Origin of the sequence: Pseudomonas sp. B21128 (genome assembly GCF_044218865.1) — a bacterium.
GTDB classification, from domain to species: Bacteria; Pseudomonadota; Gammaproteobacteria; order Pseudomonadales; family Pseudomonadaceae; genus Aquipseudomonas; species Aquipseudomonas iridis.
Map to the genome: position 1 here is coordinate 972022 of NZ_CP162590.1, position 20335 is coordinate 992356.

The 20335-nt window shown below is 59.9% G+C and carries 19 protein-coding genes; 6 read left to right on the plus strand and 13 right to left on the minus strand.

What is annotated here, in order from left to right:
* Window positions 1–155: 155 nt before the first annotated feature.
* The gene (locus AB4P91_RS04220) at window positions 156–1229 is read right to left on the minus strand and encodes a fatty acid desaturase (RefSeq protein ID WP_395604376.1); all 1074 of its coding nucleotides are present in this window, start codon (window positions 1227–1229) and stop codon (window positions 156–158) included.
* Window positions 1230–1329: 100 nt separating this feature from the next.
* On the opposite strand from AB4P91_RS04220, the gene AB4P91_RS04225 reads away from it, so the two are divergent.
* Window positions 1330–2334: an AraC family transcriptional regulator gene (locus AB4P91_RS04225; protein ID WP_115146069.1), complete on the plus strand. Its 1005-nt coding sequence runs from the start codon at window positions 1330–1332 to the stop codon at window positions 2332–2334.
* 122 nt (window positions 2335–2456) lie between these two features.
* On the opposite strand, the gene AB4P91_RS04230 is transcribed toward AB4P91_RS04225, so the two are convergent.
* A complete protein-coding gene (locus tag AB4P91_RS04230; protein WP_395604377.1) occupies window positions 2457–3842 on the minus strand; it encodes a heavy metal sensor histidine kinase in 1386 nt (461 codons plus the stop codon).
* Window positions 3832–4512 (minus strand): heavy metal response regulator transcription factor, encoded by a 681-nt coding sequence (locus tag AB4P91_RS04235; protein WP_150593803.1) that lies wholly within the window; start codon window positions 4510–4512, stop codon window positions 3832–3834. The genes AB4P91_RS04230 and AB4P91_RS04235 overlap by 11 nt, the downstream gene beginning before the upstream one ends.
* Window positions 4513–4648: 136 nt before the next feature.
* Between AB4P91_RS04235 and AB4P91_RS04240 the strand changes: the two genes are divergently transcribed.
* Complete coding sequence (locus AB4P91_RS04240; RefSeq protein WP_150687684.1) at window positions 4649–5131, plus strand: heme-binding protein; 483 nt, start codon at window positions 4649–4651, stop codon at window positions 5129–5131.
* 14 nt (window positions 5132–5145) lie between these two features.
* The gene (gene uraH / locus AB4P91_RS04245; protein ID WP_042557084.1) at window positions 5146–5556 is read left to right on the plus strand and encodes a hydroxyisourate hydrolase; all 411 of its coding nucleotides are present in this window, start codon (window positions 5146–5148) and stop codon (window positions 5554–5556) included.
* Between the two features lie 122 nt (window positions 5557–5678).
* Here the strand turns inward: uraH and AB4P91_RS04250 are convergent, their stop codons facing one another.
* Entirely contained in the window at window positions 5679–6356 is a 678-nt protein-coding gene (locus AB4P91_RS04250; RefSeq protein ID WP_395604378.1) for a Crp/Fnr family transcriptional regulator, read from the minus strand.
* Window positions 6357–6438: 82 nt separating this feature from the next.
* Between AB4P91_RS04250 and AB4P91_RS04255 the strand changes: the two genes are divergently transcribed.
* Window positions 6439–6963 (plus strand): DUF962 domain-containing protein, encoded by a 525-nt coding sequence (locus AB4P91_RS04255; protein ID WP_395604379.1) that lies wholly within the window; start codon window positions 6439–6441, stop codon window positions 6961–6963.
* 45 nt (window positions 6964–7008) lie between these two features.
* On the opposite strand, the gene AB4P91_RS04260 is transcribed toward AB4P91_RS04255, so the two are convergent.
* The 9 genes from AB4P91_RS04260 to dibA all read right to left on the minus strand — a co-directional run bounded on the left by AB4P91_RS04260 (window position 7009) and on the right by dibA (window position 17714).
* A complete protein-coding gene (locus AB4P91_RS04260; protein WP_150593798.1) occupies window positions 7009–9219 on the minus strand; it encodes a GMC family oxidoreductase in 2211 nt (736 codons plus the stop codon).
* Entirely contained in the window at window positions 9216–9728 is a 513-nt protein-coding gene (locus AB4P91_RS04265) for a sorbitol dehydrogenase (RefSeq protein WP_042557080.1), read from the minus strand. The genes AB4P91_RS04260 and AB4P91_RS04265 overlap by 4 nt, the downstream gene beginning before the upstream one ends.
* On the minus strand, window positions 9725–11092 hold the full coding sequence (locus tag AB4P91_RS04270; protein WP_042557079.1) for a hypothetical protein: 1368 nt from the start codon (window positions 11090–11092) through the stop codon (window positions 9725–9727). The genes AB4P91_RS04265 and AB4P91_RS04270 overlap by 4 nt, the downstream gene beginning before the upstream one ends.
* A 248-nt stretch (window positions 11093–11340) precedes the next feature.
* Entirely contained in the window at window positions 11341–12330 is a 990-nt protein-coding gene (locus AB4P91_RS04275; protein ID WP_003220514.1) for a sulfate/molybdate ABC transporter ATP-binding protein, read from the minus strand.
* Between the two features lie 3 nt (window positions 12331–12333).
* A complete protein-coding gene (gene cysW, locus AB4P91_RS04280) occupies window positions 12334–13206 on the minus strand; it encodes a sulfate ABC transporter permease subunit CysW (protein WP_042557077.1) in 873 nt (290 codons plus the stop codon).
* A gap of 12 nt (window positions 13207–13218) precedes the next feature.
* A complete protein-coding gene (cysT, locus tag AB4P91_RS04285; protein WP_042557076.1) occupies window positions 13219–14037 on the minus strand; it encodes a sulfate ABC transporter permease subunit CysT in 819 nt (272 codons plus the stop codon).
* Window positions 14038–14210: 173 nt separating this feature from the next.
* Window positions 14211–15224, minus strand: a complete 1014-nt coding sequence (locus AB4P91_RS04290) for a sulfate ABC transporter substrate-binding protein (RefSeq protein WP_150593796.1) — start codon at window positions 15222–15224, stop codon at window positions 14211–14213.
* Window positions 15225–15372: 148 nt separating this feature from the next.
* Entirely contained in the window at window positions 15373–15555 is a 183-nt protein-coding gene (gene oscA / locus AB4P91_RS04295) for a sulfur starvation response protein OscA (RefSeq protein ID WP_039772974.1), read from the minus strand.
* Between the two features lie 239 nt (window positions 15556–15794).
* On the minus strand, window positions 15795–17714 hold the full coding sequence (gene dibA, locus AB4P91_RS04300) for a phosphodiesterase DibA (RefSeq protein WP_395604380.1): 1920 nt from the start codon (window positions 17712–17714) through the stop codon (window positions 15795–15797).
* A gap of 146 nt (window positions 17715–17860) precedes the next feature.
* Here dibA and desA point away from each other — a divergent pair, with 146 nt between their 5' ends.
* Both desA and AB4P91_RS04310 read left to right on the plus strand, forming a co-directional pair.
* The gene (gene desA / locus AB4P91_RS04305) at window positions 17861–19045 is read left to right on the plus strand and encodes a delta-9 fatty acid desaturase DesA (protein ID WP_150593794.1); all 1185 of its coding nucleotides are present in this window, start codon (window positions 17861–17863) and stop codon (window positions 19043–19045) included.
* A 235-nt stretch (window positions 19046–19280) separates the two neighbouring features.
* Complete coding sequence (locus AB4P91_RS04310) at window positions 19281–20270, plus strand: GGDEF domain-containing protein (protein ID WP_395604381.1); 990 nt, start codon at window positions 19281–19283, stop codon at window positions 20268–20270.
* Window positions 20271–20335 lie beyond the last annotated feature (65 nt).

Consider the following 20335-nt stretch of genomic DNA (forward strand, 5'->3'; position numbering starts at 1 on the left):
GTGCTTCACCATTGCGGCCGGATTGAGGTTGTCTGAGCTATAGCTATCGCTTGCAAGCCAGCTCCCACAGGGGGCGATGTCGTTCAAAAATTTCATGAACCACACAGAACCTGTGGGAGCTGGCTAGCCAGCGAAAAGGTCCTTGAATCCAGTGATCAGGCCCGGGCTGTACGCGCTTCTTCACTCACCACGTCATCCCGGCGCACAAACCGGTTCGCCCGCCCGAATGTGCCGAAATCATTGAACCGCACGCCCATCTCGCGCATTACCTTATGCGCCACCGGCACGGTCATCTGGCGAATGTAAAACGGTTCCTTCACCACAAAATGATGAATCCCGTGGCTGCTGCCGAAGTTGAAGCAGAACGCCTGCAACGGCCATAGCCACCAAGGATTCAGCACCTGGCATTGCTGCATCACATTGCCCGGCTCGACATCCCCGTAGTAATGCATGTTCGAACTGATGAAGTGCAGGCAGAACGTGCGCAACACGTTCGGGCCAATGATCACCACAGCAGCGATATCGATCACTTGCATCACCGAAAGTGTGGTTGCCGACCACTCAATGGGCGCGCCCAACAGAGAGGCGATGCCGTTGGCTGCATGAAAGCCGAGAAACACATACCAAGCGCCCCAATGCAGCAGTGCCAGCGGCGCATAAACCTTGAAAACCCGTTTGAGAATGTTCCACTTATGCGCCCAGGTCGGCGCCCGCAACAAGCGGATGAACGCCGACATCATGTTGTCGCCGACCATCAGCAGGCGCGCAAAACCCCATGGTTCGCCGTTGGTGATCGCGCGCTCCTCCATGTCGGTTTCAGTGCCCGAAACCTTGTGGTGATTGAGGTGCAAATGCCGGCGGATCCACGGATTGATAGTGCTCGGCCGCGCCAGCCACACCAGGCCCATCATCAGGTTATGCGGCACGCGTTGCTTGCGGAAATACATGCTGTGGATCAGGTCGTGCTCAAGCTCATGGGTCAATGACGCGAAAAACGCGTTAAGCAACAGGCACACCCACCAGGTCATGTGCCCAGTGATGTAAAGCGCCGCTGAACCGATCATCCCGGCCAGGGCAAAAGCCAGAATTCCCGCACCCAGCGCATCCTGATGCTTGAGAATCGGGTAGCGCTCGCGCAATTCCATGCCTTTGGCCAGCACCACTTGGCGAATATGCGCTGATCGCTGCGCCGCATTGTGTCGCTGGGGGCTTGCAGAAGTACCGTCCATGCTTCCATCCTCGGGTTTAAGATGTTCGCATCTTGCGTTGTGATGTTTGCAATGACGGTAGCCGAGAACGCCAACCTGTTGACCGGACGCGCCAATCAGCATGAAGGAACCGACCTCCCTCGCCAGTTGGACCCGTGCCCTGCGCAAGCAACTCGACGCGCTGGGGCTGGACAGTACTGACCTGTGCCAACAGGCCGGGCTCGATCCGCAACTGATGGACGACCCCAACGCCCGCTATCCCCTGTCCGCCACCACGCGCCTCTGGCAGCTAGCTGTGCAGGTCAGCGGCGACCCGGCGATTGGTCTGCGTGTGTCGCGGTTCGTCAGCCCGACCACGTTCCATGCGCTCGGATACGCGCTGGTGGCCAGTGGCAGTTTGCGCGAAGTGTTCGAGCGTATCGCGCGCTATCACCCGGTGGTCAGCGATGCCCTGGAGCTGGACCTGAGCCGCACCGACGACCGCTATCTGTTCCGTCTGAAAATTCCCGCAGGCAATCCCGCGCCAGCCTTCGAAGCCATCGATGCCTTCGCTGCGATCTACGTGCGCACCTGCCGCAATCGCCTCGGCCGCGACTATGCGCCGCTGGCCGTTTACCTGCGTCGCCCGGAACCGCTCGATGTCCATCAATGGCACAAAGTCTTCCGTGCCCCGGTGCATTTCGCCTCCGCCGAAGATCGCCTGGAATTCGCCCTCAACGACTTCGACAGCCACCTCGACGACGCCAACCCCGAACTGGCGGAACACAACGAAGCTGTGCTCAAGCGCACCATGGCCCAGCTCAAACCGCTGACCTGGGAGCGCAAGGTGCGCGACGCCATCGAGGAGCAACTACCGGAAGGCGAGCCCAGCGCCGAACGCATCGCCCAGGCTCTGCATTTGAGTTTGCGCAGCCTGCAACGGCACTTGGCAGATGAAGGCTGCCGCTTCGACACGTTGCTCAACGAAAGCCGCGAAAACCTCGCGCTGCTGCACCTGCGTGATCCGCAGTGCTCATTGAGTGAAGTCAGTTATCTGCTGGGGTTTGCCGACACCAGCAGTTTCAGCCGCGCGTTCAAACGCTGGACGGGGATGACACCGGGGCAGTTTCGGGATCAGTTGCGTTGAGCTTTGCTGGATTCACTGGCCTCTTCGCGGGCAAGCCAGCTCCCACAGAGATCTCCAGTGAATGGGCGTTTGGTGTCCAACGCAAAAAACTGTGGGAGCGGGCTTGCCCGCGATGGCGCCAGTCAGATCCGCACAAACCCAAGCTCAAACACAGTCCCCGTCGCATCACTGCTCACCCGCACCTGCCCACCATGCAATTGCATGATCGACTGCACGATCGCCAGACCTAACCCGCCGGAATCACCGGGTTCAGCGCGAGCCGGGTCGACGCGGTAGAAACGGTCGAACAGTTTGTCCAGATGTTCAGGTGCGATGGCCGGGCCGTAGTTGTTCACCTGCAACCAGCACAGGCCCGGCTCATCGCGCTGGCGCAAGCTGATGACCGAGCCGACGTCAGCGTGGCGCACCGCGTTGGCCAACAGGTTGCCGAGGGCGCGTTGCAGCAGTTGCTGGTCGGCACACAATTGCCCACTGAACATGTTTCTCAAGTGAATCCCACGATCGTCGGCCAGGGCTTCAAAGTAGTCACACAGCTCACTGCCGATGTCAGCCAGATCCAGCGTGCGCAAGTCGAGCGCACGCTCCGCCTGTTCGGCACGGGCGAGGAACATCAGGTTTTCCGCCATACGTTTGAGCCGTTCGAACTCTTCCATGTTCGAGGCCAGCACTTCCTGATATTCCGCCGTACTGCGCGGGTGATTCAGCGCCTGGCCATTACTGGCGAGCAAGGTATGCAGCGGCGTGCGGATTTCGTGAGCGAGGTCGGCGGAGAACTGCGACAGGCGCTGGAAGCTGTCCTCCAGCCGCGCGAGCATGGCGTTCAGCGCGTTTACCGGCTCGAGCAGTTCCGCCGGCGTGCCAACGGCAGGCAGACGCTGATCAAGGCTGCGCAAGTCAATGCCGCGCACCGCTGCGCTCAATTGCCGTAAAGGTTGCAAGCCACGGCGCAGCAGCACCAGCCCCAACGCAAACGCCAGCAACGCACCCAACCCGATCGCGACGTACAGCCGCATCCGGTAGCTGGCGAGCATCTGCTCGCGTTCGTTTAACACTTTGCCGGCAATCACGGTTAACGATTCGCCGTTCGGCCCCTGAGCTTCGCCGGACAGCAGCGCCACTTCTGCACCGTCGGGGGCCTGCCAGGTCATGACGTCGCGACGTTGCGGCGGCTGATCGCGCGCGATGGAGTTCAGCGCTGGAAGCGTTCGCTGGCGCGGGTTGATCGCGATCACATTTGATCCATCCGCGCGGCGCACCAGCAGCAAACTGTCGAGATTACCGAGCATGTTCTGATACAGCCGCGGCCGCGCCTGCAGCGCGTCGAGGCTGTCGCTGTCGGCGAGCAAGGCTCGTACCTGTTCCAGTCGCCCGAGCAACGCCAAGTCATCGCGATAGGCGATTTCAGCGGCGAGGGAGCGGTAGAGAAACACGCCAATTGCGCTCAACACCAAAGCGCAGACCATCGCGAACGCCAGCGCCAGGCGCCAGGCAATCGACCTAGAGCGCATCGTCGGGCGCTTCCAGTTGATAACCGACGCCGCGCACGGTGTGGATCAGTTTCGGCATGAACGGGTCATCGACTTTCGAGCGCAGACGCCGTACCGCGACTTCGACCATGTTGGTGTCGCTGTCGAAATTCAGGTTCCACACCTGTGAGGCGATCAGTGTGCGCGACAGCACTTCACCCTGGCGGCTGGCGAGCAATTGCAACAACGCGAATTCCTTGTTGGTCAGGGCAATGCGCTGGCCGCCGCGACTGACGCGACGGCGTAATACGTCGATTTCCAGATCGGCAATGCTGTACGACTCGGCTTCACGCATCGGCCCGCGCCGCAGCAACGTGCGCACGCGCGCCAGTAATTCAGCGAAGGCAAAAGGCTTCAACAGGTAATCGTCGGCGCCGAGTTCGAGACCGCGCACGCGATCTTCGATGGCGTCCTTGGCGGTGAGGAACAGCACTGGCGTGGCGCCGCGCTGACGGATCAGTTGCAGCAGTTGCCAGCCATTAAGGCCCGGCAGCATCACGTCGAGGATGATCAGGTCGTACGCCTGCTGCTCGATGAAATAGCGGCCATCAAGGCCATTGAGCGCCACGTCCACGGCAAAACCCGACTCGCCCAGCCCCTTGGCGAGGAAATTGGCGGTTTTGGCTTCATCTTCTACGACCAGCAAACGCATGGCACACCTCGGTTATTCAGACGCACAGGCTAGGCGCCTTCGGCCTCGTTGCCCATTACAAACTTGTAATCCGGCTGACGGCGTTCTGACGAAGTCCGGCGGCTAAGGTGGTGGCCTTCGCTTCCGGAGCCTGTTTATGAACATCAAATACCTTGTGGCGAGCCTGGCCATCGGCCTCAGCGCCAGCGTCTTCGCCAGCCCAGAACTGCCACGCCACGCCGACCTCGACCTGAAAACGGCGCGCCTGCTGGCCGACACGGCAATGAGCAGCTGCACCGGCACGGTGTCGGTGCTCGACCGGGGCGGCAACGTGCTGGTGACCCTGCGCGGCGACGGTGTCGGCCCGCACAACACCGCGGCCAGCCAGCGCAAGGCCTACACCGCGCTGTCGACAAAAACCCCAACCCGACTGTTCGCCGAGCGCGCCCGCAGCAATCCGGAAACCGCCAACCTCAACACCCTCGACGAATTGCTGTTGCTAGGCGGCGGCATTCCATTGTTCGCAGGCGATGAGCTGGTGGGGGCCATGGGCGTGGCTGGATCCGGCGGCGGTGAGCAAGACGAAAACTGTGCAACCCGGGCCGCTGACAAAGCTGGCCTGTCCATCACCCGTTCCTGATAAGGAGATTCACCATGACGACTTTGCGCATGACCTTCGCTGCGCTGGGCCTCAGCGCGTTTTCCAGCCTGGCACTCGCTGCTGGCAATCCGCTCAGCGTGCACGTACTCAACCTGGAAAACGGCCTGCCCTCGCCGGGCGTCAACGTGACCCTGGAAAAACACGTTGGCCAGAACTGGCAGCCATTGGCCGAAGGCACCACCAATGAGCAGGGGCGCATTGCCGAACTGTTCCCGGCCAAACAGCCATTTGAAGCGGGCGAATACCGGGTGGTGTTCAAGACTGGCGAGTACTTCAAGAAGACCAAACACGACACGTTCTTTCCGGAAATTCCGGTGATTTTCGAAGTGAAGCAGACCGATCAGCATTACCACATCCCGCTGCTGCTGAGCCCGTACGGCTTCTCGACCTATCGCGGTTCTTAAGGTCACCTCGGATTAAATGTGGGAGCGAGCTTACTCGCGAAGGCGATGCATCAGTCAGTCAAGTGAAGGCTGATACACCGCTTTCGCGAGCAAGCTCGCTCCCACAGGGGGCAGTGTGATGGTCAGATCGTGGCCAGCGCTCGCAACCGCGCCGCATCAAGGATCTCGATCTCGCCATACCCCAAGCCAATAATCCCCTGCCCCTGCAAGTCCTTGAGGATCTGATTGGTGGTCTGCCGGGATAGCGAGAGCATCGATGCCAACTGCTCCTGCGGCAGTTGCAGCACCCGGCGGGGCGCGTCAATTTCGCCGTAGCCCTCGGCAATCATCAGCAAGCGATGAGCCAGTCGCGCCGGGGCGGGCAGCAGGCTGAGCTGTTCGAGATTGATGAACGTCAGGCGCAGTTTGTGGCTCATCAGCAACGCCAGATGCCGCCAGTACACCGGGTGTTCGTCGAGCAGTTTCAGCAGTGTCGCTTGCGGGATATTCAGCAGCGTGCAAGACCCCACGGCATAGGCGTCATGGGTGCGCGGCTGACCGTCGAACAGGCAGATTTCGCCAAACCAATGCGGCGCCTCGACCAGACTCAGTAACGCTTCCTTGCCCTGCTCGCTCACCGCGCCGATGCGCACGGCGCCATCGAGCACCGCGTACAGACCACACGGCGGATCGCCACGCTGAAACAGCCGCTGCCCCGCCGTCAGCCGCCGCTCCCGCGCAGCTGCCAGCAGACTATCCTGAAAGGACGCAGGCAAATGACTGAACCACTGCCCGGTCAGCAGCCGTGAACGCTTATCCATGAACACTCCCAATTGTCGCCTGCCTGACAGAGCGAACGCTGAACCCGAGGCATGCTGCGATCACCCTACAGGAGGAACAACAATGAAAAGCCTCGTCGATCATCTGAGTCAATACGCCGCCTACCACCGTGACCCGCGCAACATCGCCAGCCACTTTATCGGTATTCCGCTGATCGTGGTGGCGGTGGCAGTTTTGTTGTCGCGTCCGGAATGGTCGCTGGGCGGCTTGTGGATATCTCCAGCGCTTGTGGTAGCGCTGGCCTCGGCGTGGTTTTACCTGCGCCTGGAAGTGAAGCTCGGCGTACTGATGACGGTGCTGATGGGGTTATCCGTCTGGGCGGGGCATGTACTGGCGCAACAAAGCACCATGGTCTGGCTGAGCAGCGGTCTGGCGATGTTCGTGATTGGCTGGGTGATCCAGTTTGTCGGGCATCACTACGAGGGGCGCAAACCGGCGTTTGTCGATGACGTCAGCGGTTTGATCGTCGGGCCGCTGTTTGTCGTGGTGGAGCTGGCGTTCATGCTCGGGATGCGGCAGGAATTGAAGCACTCGATTGAACAGCGCTGCGGTCCGGTGACCCTGCGCACACACAAAACCGCCCATTAAAAAAACCAAGCGAGGTGCGCGACTGCGCTCCTCGCGTGGCCTGTTTCACAATGTGCCGAACGTCACCTGCACCGTCAACGCACCCTGATTGTCTGCAAGCCCGACGCCATAGCGACCCTCCAGATCGTCGTTGATGCACAGCTGCAATTCGCCTTGCTGCCCCGCCGGAATCTGCGCCAGATCACCGATCAGAAACGGCGCCCCCGTACTGCTGATCCGACCGATCAACGCCCCCTCATTGGCGCCCGGCAAGGTGTAGCCGGGTTTGGCGGTCAGGCCCGCGCTGCCATTGCCGTCAACCATGCCGCCCGCCGGGCTGGCGAACCAGTGACCACTGAGATACCGCACCAGGCGCGGACTCGGCCCGTTGATCTGCACGCCCGTGCCCTGCCAGGGCTGATTGGCTTGAACCTGCACCATGGCGGTTTTCAGGTCATTGGCCAGGGTGTCGCCGGCCTGAATCGACAACGCCGCGATGGTCAGGCTCGGGTTTGAAGTGCCGGTGCTGGGGAACACACCGTCGCCCACCAGGAACAGGTTTTTGTGGTCCCAACTGCGCTGATCCTTGTCGACCACCGATTTCAACGGGTTATCGCCCATGCGGTAAGTGCCCATCAGGTGGCCGGCGCCCTGGAAGCTGTAATCCACGTCCTTGTAGTTGAATTTTCCGGGCGGCAACGGCTTGGTCAACTCGGTGGCGCCGAGCAGCTCGGTGATGATGTGCGTGGCGAGGATTTTCGCCTGGCGGAAACCCTCCTTGGTGTAATTGGACAAGTCGTAGTGAATTTCCGGCCGCGGGATGCCCAAGCGATCCTTGTACTGCGTTGACGGCACGATGTAGCAATTGGCGTTATCCGGATCGTCCTCGACCTGTTCTACAAGAAAACCGATGCGGAACTGACGAGTCAGCAAGTCGTTGAGTTTCTGCACCAGTGCCGTCCCATACAACACTTGCTGCGGGCCCTCGGCCGGTGGCAATGGATTGGTGGCGCTGCCGTTGGTACCATCGATCAGATCGGCAACGGTGACGTAGGGATCGCCCACCGGCCAGTTGAAGCCTTCGTTGCCAATCTCGATCCGCCACGCAGCACGCTGACTGCGAAAGGCACCGTCGCGCAGGCTTTCAATGCCTGCGGTGGAAACCGGTCCGCGATAAGGGAACACAGCTTTACCTTCCGGCATCAGGCCCCAGGCCAGATAGATCGGATGGTCCGCCAGGCTGCGTCCGACCTGACCGCTGCTGTTGGCCACGCCTTTGGGCCACGCGGGGCTAGTGGAATTGAGCAACAGCTTCGGCGTCTCAATGGCATGGGCCGCGATCACATAACGCTGGCCGACCGCAACGCCCGTGCCGGTCGGCGGGCCGTCGCCCAGTTGATACTGGATAAACTCGATGCCGCTGATGGACTTGTCCGCCGCCACCGTGACTTTGCTTGCCACGGTTTTGTAGAGCACCCGCACATTGCCGGTATTCAGCGCGTTGTTCATGGTCACCGTGGCGTCGTACTTGGCCTGGATCGGGCAAATCGGTGTGCAGTTGGTGTTGCCGGCGCACACACGACGACCCGCATAGGGCTGCGAGTTGCGCCCAGCCGGTGTCGGGCTGACCACCAGTGGCAGGCCGTCGAACGATTGACCCTGAACCGCCGCGACAAAACTGCCATCGACCAGTGACAGCGGAATGCTGGTCATCGGGAATTGATAGCCGTCCGGGAAGGTCATGCCCAGATACGCCTGGTCCGCCACATTGGCCGCCACGCCAATTTCCGCTTCGGCACGACAGTAAGCGCTTTGCAGATCGTTGTAGCTGATCGGCCAGTCGACACCGACGCCGTACAGCGATTTCAGGCGGAAGTCGTTGGGCACCATGCGCAGGCAGGTCGCGACCCAATGCCAGGTGGTGCCGCCGCCGACCCGTTCGTAAGTGCTGGTAAACGCCAGTGGCCCCTTTTGCACCAGGTAGCTGACGGCAGGATTGTCCCACCCCAGAATCAGGTCGGCGATGGTTGCACGCGGCGCATTCTGCTCGGCCGGATTGCGCGGTGTGTCCAGCGTGCTGACCGGTGGATACGGCGATTCGGGAGTCTTCAAGGTCGCGGTATAGAAGCGTTCAAGGTACTGATTTCGGTTGGCCGGAATCTCCGGCCCGGACTCCAGCACCAATACTTTCACTCCGGCCAGTCCCAACTGATAGGCGATGATGCTGCCCGCCAGACCGGCGCCGACGATCACCACATCTGCTTGTTCGGTACTCATGACGACGCTCCTTGTTGTCCGCTTGCAGGCACCCCGGTGAAGTCTTCAAGGCTGGGCGGCACTTCGTTCCAGTAACCAAAGAAGGACTCGCTGTAACCCATGGGGTGCGCCTGGGCAATTCTCCATGCCCAGCTCTGGGTGTAGGCCTGATCGGAAACCACCATCTGATCCCCCGCCTTGTTGCTGCCGACGGTGTACGGCTGATACCAGACGCCCAACAGCCAGAGTTTCATGATCGACCGGGCGGCTTGCGCCGTTTGCGTGGTAGCCGGTTGCGTGCCGTTCATCAACACCGCTTGGGCGATCTGGTCCGGCGGCACTTTATCCGCCAGCAACGTCGCGTATTGTTTCAGTAACGCCTGCATTACCGCAGGGGTGATGCGCGGCCCGATGAAGGTCAGGAACTGCGTTGGCAGGTCGATCGGGTCCACGGAGGGAGCGATGAACGTTAGTGGGATGCCGGTCAGGGCCGAAGACAGACCGGCGAAGTTGTCCAGATCGATGCTCATGGCTGACTCCTTGTCGCGCCAGTCGATTGTGCGCGTTCGAGCAAGTAAGTGAAGTCCGCGAAACTGGTGCGCGGCGACTCGGTGACATGGGTGGCGGCGTTACCGTGGCAAGCAATGCAACTGGAGGACGCTTGTGGCACGGTGCCCTGGATGTAGGTTTCCAGCGTAGCGTTGGCGAGGAACGAAGGCGCCGGGCGGCCCAAAGGTTCGGTTTTCGAGATCTGGCACGGTGGCTGCGGCGTCAGGGTCGGCCACTGCGTACTGATCAACTCATAGTTGGCCCACACACTCTTCGGGTTCACCGTACGCAGCAGCGTCTGATAGGTGCTGTTGAGAGTTCGGGTCGCCGGCGTCAGCGAGGTCTCGCGAACGATCTGCGAAGGCGTGGCCTTGATTGCCGGATTCCATGGCCGTGGCGGTGGCTGGTTGATTTCCGCCTGGCTGTTGGCGTTGTAGAACAGATACGGACCTTTGCGCTCGGCCACGGGTGTGGATTGCTCCGGCACGTTATCGACGTGTTCAAACGTCGACCAGACCCACTGCGGCGCACTGCTGGTCTTGTGCACGATGTGCAAGCCCACCAACCCCACCGGTTCGGCCTTGCATGACTCTGGCACCACGGGGCCTTTGCTCGGGTCGCTGTTGCCCGGCGTGTATACCAGCGCATCGACGGTGTGGAATTTCTCCCGTTGATCATTGCCGTCGAGCACTTTCCACGACGCCTTGACCATCAGCGAACCAACCTGACTGGTGTCATTGTTGCCGCAACTGAACGCCACCGTATTCTTCGGGTCGGCCGCAAAAAATGCCTGCTGGCCCTGAATGCTGTACAGACCGTTGTTGACGATGTCGTTGAACATCGGCTGGTTGACCACGATTTCGTTACGCGTATAAACCCCGCTCTGATCCACCAACGGCCCGCTCTGAAACGGCTGGATAAACTCATCGAGCACATCTGGCACCTTGCCCATCTGTTGCAGCAAACGCCCGGAACCGAGGCCCTCGCAGGCTTTCGGAATAGTCGCCGGTGCGTTCCAGGGATTGGGCGTCTGCCCTTTGGCGAGGAAAATCTGATAGCTCTCTTTCCAGCTTTCCCAGACCGTCGCACCGTCCTGCTGGCCGATCGGTGTGCCGGTGTTCGGATCGCCGTTATCCAGCGCCGGCCAGTTCAAGGCGATAAACGTCTGCCACGACATTTCATCGAAGTTTTGTTGCAGGCTGGTCAGGGAAAACGGCGGGGTCGCCGTGACATCGAAAGGTATTTGCGTTGACAGCGTGGGGTCGGCGTTGGCCAGTGGACTAAGCATTGCGCCGAACAGCGCGCAACCGAGCCACGGCGCGGGCCGGTGGACTTCCGTTCTCATCGTTATCTCCTTGGCATCAGGGTCCAGGAGATACGCCGGTCCGTCATGGACTCTTCACCGCGCCTCCTGGCACAGCATGGAGATTAGGCAAAGAACGGGACACGGTTGGTGGAGCCGTTAGACCAAATTGAGTTAAGACCAATAGCCATATGACATCATTCGCACAGGCGCCACGGCACGCTGCAATCCGTGGTCCTGATTACAAGAATCAAGCTCAAAGGATCGCAGCGCCTACAAGGTCTTTTGCGTCAGAGGCTGGCGACTTTCTGCCAGACCTTGGGTTTGAAGAACAACGTCTCACCCTTGGCCAAACCAATCAGGCTGTCGTGGTCTTTCACCACTTCGGCCTCGATCAAATCAGTCTGCCCCTCGACCTTCAGCGTCACCCGCGTGGTCGCGCCCAGCGGCCGGATGTCACGCACCTCGGCGGCATGGTGATCTTCCAGCTCATGTTTGGACAACGACACTTCGTGTGGACGGAACAGCACGTGGTTGTCATCGCTCAACAGCAAGCGGTTCGAATCCCCAAGGAAGTGATAAACGAAATCGCTGGCCGGGTTTTCGTAGACATCACCCGGTGAACCGATCTGCTCGATCACACCTTTGTTCATCACCACGATGCGGTCGGCGACTTCCATCGCTTCTTCCTGGTCGTGGGTCACGAATACCGAGGTCAGGTTGATGTCTTCGTGCAGACGAGCCAGCCAGCGGCGCAGCTCTTTACGCACCTTGGCATCGAGGGCGCCGAACGGTTCGTCGAGCAGCAGCACTTTCGGCTCAACCGCCAAGGCACGGGCCAGGGCGATACGTTGGCGCTGACCACCGGACAGTTGCTCCGGGTAGCGATCCGACAGCCAATCCAGTTGCACCATGTTCAACAACTCGTGAACCTTGGTCGCGATCTGGCTTTCGCTCGGGCGCTGGTTTTTCGGCTTCATGCGCAGGCCGAAGGCGACGTTGTCGAACACGGTCATGTGGCGGAACAGCGCATAGTGCTGGAACACAAAACCGACGTTGCGATCACGCACGTCGTGACCGGACACGTCTTCACCGTGGAAGACGATGTTGCCCTGATCCGGGGTTTCCAGACCGGCAATAATGCGCAGCAAGGTGGTCTTGCCGCAGCCGGACGGGCCGAGCAGCGCCACCAGCTCACCGCTGTGGATATCCAGGCTGATGTTGTCCAGCGCCTTGAACGCGTTGAAATTCTTGCTGACGTTACGCACTTCGATCGACATGAATTATTCCTCCGCGGCGCTGGCGCGCAGGCGGTTGATACGGTTTTCGCTCCACTGCTTGAGCAGCAGGATGAAGAGCGCCAGGATCAGCAACAGGCTCGCCACGGCGAACGCGGCCACGTGGTTGTATTCGTTGTAGAGGATCTCGACGTGCAGCGGCAAGGTGTTGGTCACCCCGCGAATGTGCCCGGAAACAACCGACACCGCACCAAACTCCCCCATGGCCCGCGCGGTACAGAGCACCACGCCATAAATCAGGCCCCACTTGATGTTGGGCACGGTGACATGCCAGAACATCTGCCAGCCGTTGGCGCCGAGCAGACGCGCCGCTTCCTCTTCCTGAGTGCCTTGTTCCTGCATCAGCGGGATCAGCTCGCGAGCCACGAACGGCACGGTGACGAAAATCGTCGCCAACACGATGCCTGGGAGGGCGAAAACGATCTGAATGTCGTGATCCTGCAACCACGGCCCGAAAAAGCCCTGGGCGCCGAACATCAACACATAGACCAGACCGGCGATCACTGGCGACACCGAGAACGGCAGGTCGATCAGCGTCACCAGCATGCTCTTGCCGCGGAACGAGTACTTGCTCACGCACCACGCGGCGCTCACCCCGAACACAAGATTGAGCGGCACCGAAATCAGCACGGCGAACACGGTGAGCTTCAGTGCCGAGAGTGCATCCGGCTCAAAGATCGCGGTGAAGAATGCGCCAAGGCCATTCTTCAAACCCTGCGACACCACGATGAACAACGGCAGCAACAGAAACAGGAAAAAGATCAGCCAGCCAAGGCCAATCAGGATTCTGCGCGACGTGGCACTGCCACGGCGTGCAGCGTTGGCCGAGGAAGCGGCCGCAATAGACGATTGGGACATGTTCGCGCCTCCTTATGGGGTTTCGATGCGCCGCTGCAGCAGGTTGATCAGCAGCAACAGGACAAAGGAAACCACCAGCATCAACACGCCGATGGCCGTGGCGCCGGTGTAATCGTACTGGTCGAGTTTGACCATGATCAGCAGCGGCAGGATCTCGGTTTTCATCGGCATGTTGCCGGCGATGAAAATCACCGAACCGTACTCGCCGACACCACGGGCAAAGGCCAAGGCAAAACCGGTCAGCCAGGCGGGCAGCAATGCCGGTACCAGGATGTGGCGGAACACCTGCCATGGCTTCGCGCCGAGGCACGCTGCGGCTTCTTCGACTTCACGGGGAATGTCGGCCAGCACCGGTTGCACCGTGCGCACCACGAACGGCAGCGTCACAAAGGTCAGCGCGAGGGTGATGCCCAGCGGGGTATAAGCGATTTTGAAACCGAGGTCGGCGGCGAACTGGCCGACCAGCCCGGCCGGCGCATACAGCGCGGTCAGCGCAATACCGGCTACGGCCGTCGGTAAGGCAAACGGCAGATCGATCATTGCGTCGATCACCTTACGCCCGGGGAAGGTGTAGCGCACCAGCACCCACGCCAGCAATGTGCCAATGATGCCGTTGATGATCGCAGCGCACAGCGCGGTGCCGAAACTCAGCTTCAAGGCTGCCAGCACGCGGGGGGCGGAGATGATCGTCCAGAACTGATCCCAGGTGAGCTGCGAGGCGTGGACGAACATCGCCGCCAGCGGGATAAGCACAATCAGGCTGAGGTACACCAAGGTGTAACCCAGCGTCAGCCCGAAGCCGGGTATGACGGGGGAGATACGACGCGACATAAAAGTCCCTGGTTAAAAAGAGATCCGCTGAGCGCACTAATGTGGGAGCGAGCTTGCTCGCGAAGAGCGAGTATCAGTCAACTTTACGTCGTCTGACACTCCGCTTTCGCGAGCGAGCTCGCTCCCACATTTTCCGCGCCTGGCCGCAGGCTAGGTGTGTGGCTGAAGGCAGATTACTGCGCCTGATAAATCTGGTCGAACACGCCACCGTCATTGAAGAATTTCGGTTGCGCGGTTTTCCAGCCGCCGAAGTCCTTGTCGATGGTCACCAGTTCCAGTTTCGGGAACTGCTGGGCGTACTTGGCGGCCACGTCCTTGTCACGTGGACGATAGAAGTTCTTCGCGGCGATTTCCTGACCGGCCGGGCTGTACAGGTGCTTGAGGTAGGCTTCGGCGATCTGCTCGTTGCCTTTCTTCTGGGCATTTTTGTCGACCACGGCCACCGGTGGTTCAGCCAGAATCGACAACGAAGGCACGACGATGTCGAACTTGTCCGCGCCGCCGTCTTCTTTCAGCGCCAGGAACGCTTCGTTTTCCCAGGCCAGCAACACGTCACCCTGACCGTTGTTGACGAAGGTAATGGTCGAACCGCGAGCACCGGTGTCGAGAATCGGCACGTGCTTGAACAGGGTTTGCACGTATTCCTTGGCCTTGGCTTCGTCACCGCCGTTGGCTTTCAGGCCGTAGGCCCAGGCGGCGAGGAAGTTCCAGCGTGCACCGCCGGAGGTTTTCGGGTTCGGCGTGATCACCGAGACGTCATTCTTGACCAGATCGCCCCAGTCCTTGATGCCTTTCGGGTTGCCCTTGCGCACCAGGAACACGATGGTCGAGGTGTACGGTGTGCTCGCTTCCGGCAGACGCTTCTGCCAGTCGGCCGGCAGGGTCTTGCCGAGTTTGGCGATTTCGTCGATGTCGCCGGCAAGCGCCAGGGTCACGACGTCGGCACGCAGACCGTCAATCACCGCACGGCCCTGCTTGCCCGAGCCACCGTGCGATTGCTGGATTTTCACGGTGTCGCCGGCATGGTCTTTCTGCCAGAACTTGATGAACTCGGCGTTGTAGTCCTGATACAGCTCGCGCGTCGGGTCGTACGACACATTGAGCAGTTCGTAATCCTTGGCAACCGCAGAACCGGCAAACACAGCGCTGGCCAGGGCGGCCAAAGCATAACGGCGAATCGACGACATGGTGAAAGCTCCTGGAATTCTGGGTGGTGGCTTTTTCTTATGTACTACTGAAATCGGGTCCCGCTGAAAGATCGCCGCCTTCGCCAGCGCCTGCACACAGCCCCCTGTAAAAGCTGCCGAAGGCTCGGGCCGCGATCGGACGATCTTTTTAGCTCGGCTTGTTGCCCGGCTGCTGCAAACGGAATTTCTCTTTGCGTTCAATCTGCACGACTTGAGCGTTGTGCACGGTGATCTCCACCGCGCCAAACCGCAGATCGCGCAGGGCGCTCTGGATTTCACGCAAGATGGTGCTTTCGTCCTGACCGTCAACGCTGCGAAGGGATGCGCTCATGGTGCTGCTCCTTTGAATGGGATATGCCTGACAGTGGGGCGGCACTGCGTCCGGCGTGGGAGCAATATAAGAGAGGCGTGGATATTCTTAAAAAGACTATTTAAGAATGTTTATATAACCAGAAAACATTCTGTGGCGGGGCAAGGGGTTGCGCGTTGGCGCAGCAAAAGATCGCAGCCTTCGGCAGCTCCTGCATGGATCGGTGCAGGAGCTGCCGAAGGCTGCGATCTTTTGACCTTTTAACCAACCATCGGTTTTCTCGCCCAATCTATCTCCTGTGCCGGCACCGGCCGCCCATACCAATATCCCTGCCCGAGATCGCACTCCTGCTCCAGCAAAAAAGCCGCCTGTTCAACCTGCTCGATCCCTTCGGCATGCACCTGCATGCCCATACTCTGCGCCAGCGCGATGATCACCCGGACGATCGCTGCGTCATCCTCGTCCCACGGCAAACCGGCGACGAATCCTTGATCAATCTTGAGCTTTTGCACCGGCAAGCGCTTGAGCCGCAGCAACGACGAATACCCGGTGCCGAAATCATCGATCGCCAGGCGAACACCCAATTCACGCAAGCGATGCATTTGCTCCAGCGCCACCTCCGGATCGTCCATCACCGCGCTTTCGGTCACTTCCAGTTCCAGATACGCCGGATCCAGCCCGGTCTCGCGCAGCACTTGCGCCACCTGCTGGTACAGCTCGCGCCGGGCAAACAACCGCGACGACACATTCACCGCCACAAACGACAGCCCCCTTGCGGCCTGCTGCCACTGGCACATCTGCCGGCAAGCCTGCTGCATCACCCAGGCATCGATTTCGACGATCAACCCGGTGCGCTCGGCAATCGGTATGAACTCGGCCGGCGACACCAGCCCCCGCAGCGGATGCTGCCAGCGCACCAGGGCTTCAACGCCGACCAGGCGACCGGTTTTAAGCTCATGCACCGGTTGGTAATAGACCCGCAACTCCTGTTGCTCCAGGGCACGGCGCAGTTCGAAGGCAATTTCGACCCGTTGCTGGGCGTGAGCGGTGAGCTCTTCGGTGTACAAGGCGTAACCGTTGCGCCCGCTGCTCTTGGCCTTGAACAGCGCCGCGTCGGCATTGCGCAACAGCTGGTCGGCGCTCAGCGCATCGCTGGGGAACAGGCTGATGCCGACGCTGGCGTTGATGAATAACTCATCGCCGTCGATGCAGACCGGCTCCTTCAGAGCATCGAGAATACGTTGAGCGAATGCCGCCGCCTGGCCGGGCTGTGGACAACTTTCTGCCAACACCGCGAATTCGTCACCCCCCAGTCGCGCCACCGTGACGCCGGGCCCAAACAGCTCCTGCAAACGGATCGCCACCGCTTTGAGCAAACGATCGCCCACGTTGTGGCCGAGGCTGTCGTTGATCATCTTGAAGTGATCCAGATCGAGCAACAGCAGCGCACAGCCGCGCTTGTGGGCCTGCGCCGACGTTAAAGCCTGTTCGGTACGATCGCTGAATAACAGACGGTTGGGCAGATCGGTCAGCGGATCGTGGTGGGCAAGGTGCTGAAGCTCATGCTCGGAATGCTTGATCGCACTGATATCGGAAAACACCGCTACGTAATGACTGATCCGGCTCTGATCATCATGAATGACGCGGATGGTTTGCCATTGGGGATAAATCTCCCCGCTTTTGCGGCGGTTCCAGATCTCGCCGCTCCACTCGCCTTGCGATTGCAGCGTGGCAAACATCGCCTGATAGAAGCCCGGCGGATGATGGCCGGACTTGAACAAACTGGGTTGTTGGCCGAGCACTTCTTCGCGCAGATAACCGGTGATCTCGATGAACGCACGATTGACGTGCACGATCAGCCCCTGGTGGTTGGTGACCAACACGCCCTCGCGGGTGCAATCGAACACAGCCGCCGCTTGCCGCAAGCGCTCACGATCAGCGTGACGTTCACGTAACCTCGCACCTATCCCGAGAAACTCATACAACCGCGCCCGCGCCAGAAAAATCAGCCCGGCACTGATCGCCGCAAAGACATAACCGTTGATCAGTTGCCATCGTGCGAGTTGGACCGAGTTATCGAAGAAACTGTTTAATAAATAACCAGTACCTTGCAGCCAGACCACCGCAAGCACGAGATAGAGCAGCGCTGCACGTAAGGCATCGCGATAAGTGTCAGGCATTAGACCATCCATGTCCCTACAAAAAAGTGGGATTATAGGTCAAGAAACATCCAGCTAACTCTTATCTGAAAGCGCGACTGGTTTTATCTGTGTGCTTAGTGATAATGCATCGGCTGTTTTTATCTTTATCGAGGGCCCTATAGCCTATGTGGTACGAAGGTTTTCTTGGCTTGTCGGCCTGGTCTCTGGTCGCGGTCACCCTGCTGATGACCCACGTGACGATTGTCGGCGTCACGGTCTATCTGCACCGCTACTCGGCTCATCGCTCCCTGGAGCTGAATGCCGGTCTTAAGCACTTTTTCCGTTTCTGGCTGTGGCTGACCACGGCGCAGAACACCCGCGAGTGGACCGCCATCCACCGTAAGCACCACGCCAAATGCGAAACCGAAGATGATCCGCACAGCCCGGTCATCAAGGGTTTGTCCACGGTATTGCGTACCGGCGCCGAGCTGTACCGCGCCGAAGCGCAGAACCCGGAAACCCTGCGCATCTACGGCAAGAACTGCCCCGAGGACTGGATCGAGCGCAACGTGTACAGCCGTTACCCGTTGTTGGGCGTGGCAATCATGGGCGTCATCGACCTGCTGCTGTTCGGCACCATCGGCATCACCATCTGGGCGATCCAGATGATGTGGATCCCGGTGTGGGCCGCTGGCGTCATCAACGGACTGGGCCATGCGGTCGGTTATCGCAACTTCGAATGCCGCGATGCGGCAACCAATCTGGTGCCTTGGGGCATCCTGATCGGCGGCGAAGAACTGCACAACAACCATCACACCTACCCGAACTCGGCCAAGCTGTCGGTGAAGAAATGGGAATTCGACCTCGGCTGGGCATGGATCAAAGTCTTCAGTTTTCTGCGTCTGGCCAAGGTTCAGCGTGTGGCCCCTATTGCCCATCGCGTCGAAGGCAAGGGCAATCTGGACATGGACACCGCCATGGCGATCCTCAACAACCGCTTCCAGATCATGGCCCAGTACCGCAAATTGGTCATTGGCCCGCTGGTCAAGCAGGAGTTGGCCAAGGTTGATCACTCGGTGCGTCACCAGTTCCATCGAGCCAAACGCCTGCTCTCGCGGGAAACCAGTCTGCTGGAAGATCGCCACCATGCGCGCATCCAGAGCATGCTCGAGCACAGCCACGCGCTGAAGGTCATTTACGAGAAACGCCTGGCCCTGCAGCAGATCTGGGTGAAGACCAGCTCCAATGGCCACGACATGCTCGCCGCCATCAAAGAGTGGATCCACGAAGCCGAGGCCAGCGGTATCCAGTCCCTGCGCGAGTTTGCCGACCAGCTGAAAACCTACTCGTTGCGCCCTGCCGCCGCCTGACCCACATAGAAGTTGCTCCAGGCTGCGTTCTTTTGACCTGTGCTTGTAAAAACAAAAGATCGCAGCCTCGTTTCACTCGACAGCTCCTTCAGACTCATTCTCAGTACCATCTGGCAGAACCCCACTACCGTTGGGAACTTCGCCGAAAATCCCCCATCTCAAAGACTTCGCCATTCCGGCGGGCTTAGGTGTGGCCGTTGTTGTCAACGCGGCACGCCCTCTGAGAATTGTGCCGATGGTCAAGAACAACCAAAAAGACTCATCCCTCCCGCAGTGGCCCGAGGCCGCGCAAACACTCATGGCATTGATGCACGCCCAGGGCGAAGTCGCCCGTCTGAGCGAACGCGAACAGCTGTTCAGCTCGCTGCTGGTCAGCGTCAACGCTGTGCTCTGGGCATTCAACTGGGAAACCCGTCAAGTGCTGTACGTCAGCCCGGCCTATGAGCGAATTTTCGGTCGCTCGACAGGGCTTCTGCTGGCGGATTACAACCAGTGGCGCGACAGCATCTATCCCGACGATCTGGATTACGCTGAACGCAGCCTCGCGCAAGTCCTGCACAAAGGCGCAGTGGAAGATCGCGAGTACCGGATCATCGCCGCTGACGGGCAGGTGCGCTGGCTCAGCGACAAATGCTTCATCAATCGTCAGGACGAGCCCGGGCAACCGGTGATCATCGTCGGCATCGCCGAAGACATCACCGACAAGAAGCAGATGGAAACCGAACTGCAACGCTTGGCCACCACCGATGTGCTGACCCAGAGCAGCAACCGCCGGCACTTTTTCGAATGCGCCAATCGCGAGTTCGCAGAGGCGCGGCTGCAAGGCTCGCCGCTGGCGTTTCTGCTGTTGGATATCGATGACTTCAAAATCATCAACGACACCTACGGCCACCCACAAGGCGACAGCGTGCTGCAAGCCATTGCCGAATGTGGACGCGCCTCGTTGCGACGGGGAGACTTGTTCGGGCGAATAGGCGGTGAAGAATTTGCCGCGGTGTTCCCGGGCTGCGCCCCTGACATGGCCTTGCAAGTCGCCGAGCGGCTGCAACAGGAGATTCAGCGTTTGAGCTTCAGCCAGGACGGCCAGACGTTCGGCATCACCATCAGCCAGGGCCTGACGAGCCTGACCGAAAGCGACGAAAGCCTCGACAGCCTCTTCGCCCGGGCAGATGCGGCAATGTATGAAGCCAAGCGTCAGGGCAAGAACCGGATTATTTCTGCATAGCTTTTATTTGAATTCGCCACAAAACCTGTGGGAGCTGGCTTGCCAGCGATGAGGCCAGCACATTC

Excerpts from the sequence above, each read along its gene's own strand:
- AB4P91_RS04220 (WP_395604376.1), bottom strand. The coding sequence starts at position 1,229 with ATGGACGGTACTTCTGCAAGCCCCCAGCGACACAATGCGGCGCAGCGA.
- AB4P91_RS04225 (WP_115146069.1), top strand. The coding sequence starts at position 1,330 with ATGAAGGAACCGACCTCCCTCGCCAGTTGGACCCGTGCCCTGCGCAAG.
- AB4P91_RS04230 (WP_395604377.1), bottom strand. The coding sequence starts at position 3,842 with ATGCGCTCTAGGTCGATTGCCTGGCGCCTGGCGCTGGCGTTCGCGATG.
- AB4P91_RS04235 (WP_150593803.1), bottom strand. The coding sequence starts at position 4,512 with ATGCGTTTGCTGGTCGTAGAAGATGAAGCCAAAACCGCCAATTTCCTC.
- AB4P91_RS04240 (WP_150687684.1), top strand. The coding sequence starts at position 4,649 with ATGAACATCAAATACCTTGTGGCGAGCCTGGCCATCGGCCTCAGCGCC.
- uraH (WP_042557084.1), top strand. The coding sequence starts at position 5,146 with ATGACGACTTTGCGCATGACCTTCGCTGCGCTGGGCCTCAGCGCGTTT.
- AB4P91_RS04250 (WP_395604378.1), bottom strand. The coding sequence starts at position 6,356 with ATGGATAAGCGTTCACGGCTGCTGACCGGGCAGTGGTTCAGTCATTTG.
- AB4P91_RS04255 (WP_395604379.1), top strand. The coding sequence starts at position 6,439 with ATGAAAAGCCTCGTCGATCATCTGAGTCAATACGCCGCCTACCACCGT.
- AB4P91_RS04260 (WP_150593798.1), bottom strand. The coding sequence starts at position 9,219 with ATGAGTACCGAACAAGCAGATGTGGTGATCGTCGGCGCCGGTCTGGCG.
- AB4P91_RS04265 (WP_042557080.1), bottom strand. The coding sequence starts at position 9,728 with ATGAGCATCGATCTGGACAACTTCGCCGGTCTGTCTTCGGCCCTGACC.
- AB4P91_RS04270 (WP_042557079.1), bottom strand. The coding sequence starts at position 11,092 with ATGAGAACGGAAGTCCACCGGCCCGCGCCGTGGCTCGGTTGCGCGCTG.
- AB4P91_RS04275 (WP_003220514.1), bottom strand. The coding sequence starts at position 12,330 with ATGTCGATCGAAGTGCGTAACGTCAGCAAGAATTTCAACGCGTTCAAG.
- cysW (WP_042557077.1), bottom strand. The coding sequence starts at position 13,206 with ATGTCCCAATCGTCTATTGCGGCCGCTTCCTCGGCCAACGCTGCACGC.
- cysT (WP_042557076.1), bottom strand. The coding sequence starts at position 14,037 with ATGTCGCGTCGTATCTCCCCCGTCATACCCGGCTTCGGGCTGACGCTG.
- AB4P91_RS04290 (WP_150593796.1), bottom strand. The coding sequence starts at position 15,224 with ATGTCGTCGATTCGCCGTTATGCTTTGGCCGCCCTGGCCAGCGCTGTG.
- oscA (WP_039772974.1), bottom strand. The coding sequence starts at position 15,555 with ATGAGCGCATCCCTTCGCAGCGTTGACGGTCAGGACGAAAGCACCATC.
- dibA (WP_395604380.1), bottom strand. The coding sequence starts at position 17,714 with ATGCCTGACACTTATCGCGATGCCTTACGTGCAGCGCTGCTCTATCTC.
- desA (WP_150593794.1), top strand. The coding sequence starts at position 17,861 with ATGTGGTACGAAGGTTTTCTTGGCTTGTCGGCCTGGTCTCTGGTCGCG.
- AB4P91_RS04310 (WP_395604381.1), top strand. The coding sequence starts at position 19,281 with ATGGTCAAGAACAACCAAAAAGACTCATCCCTCCCGCAGTGGCCCGAG.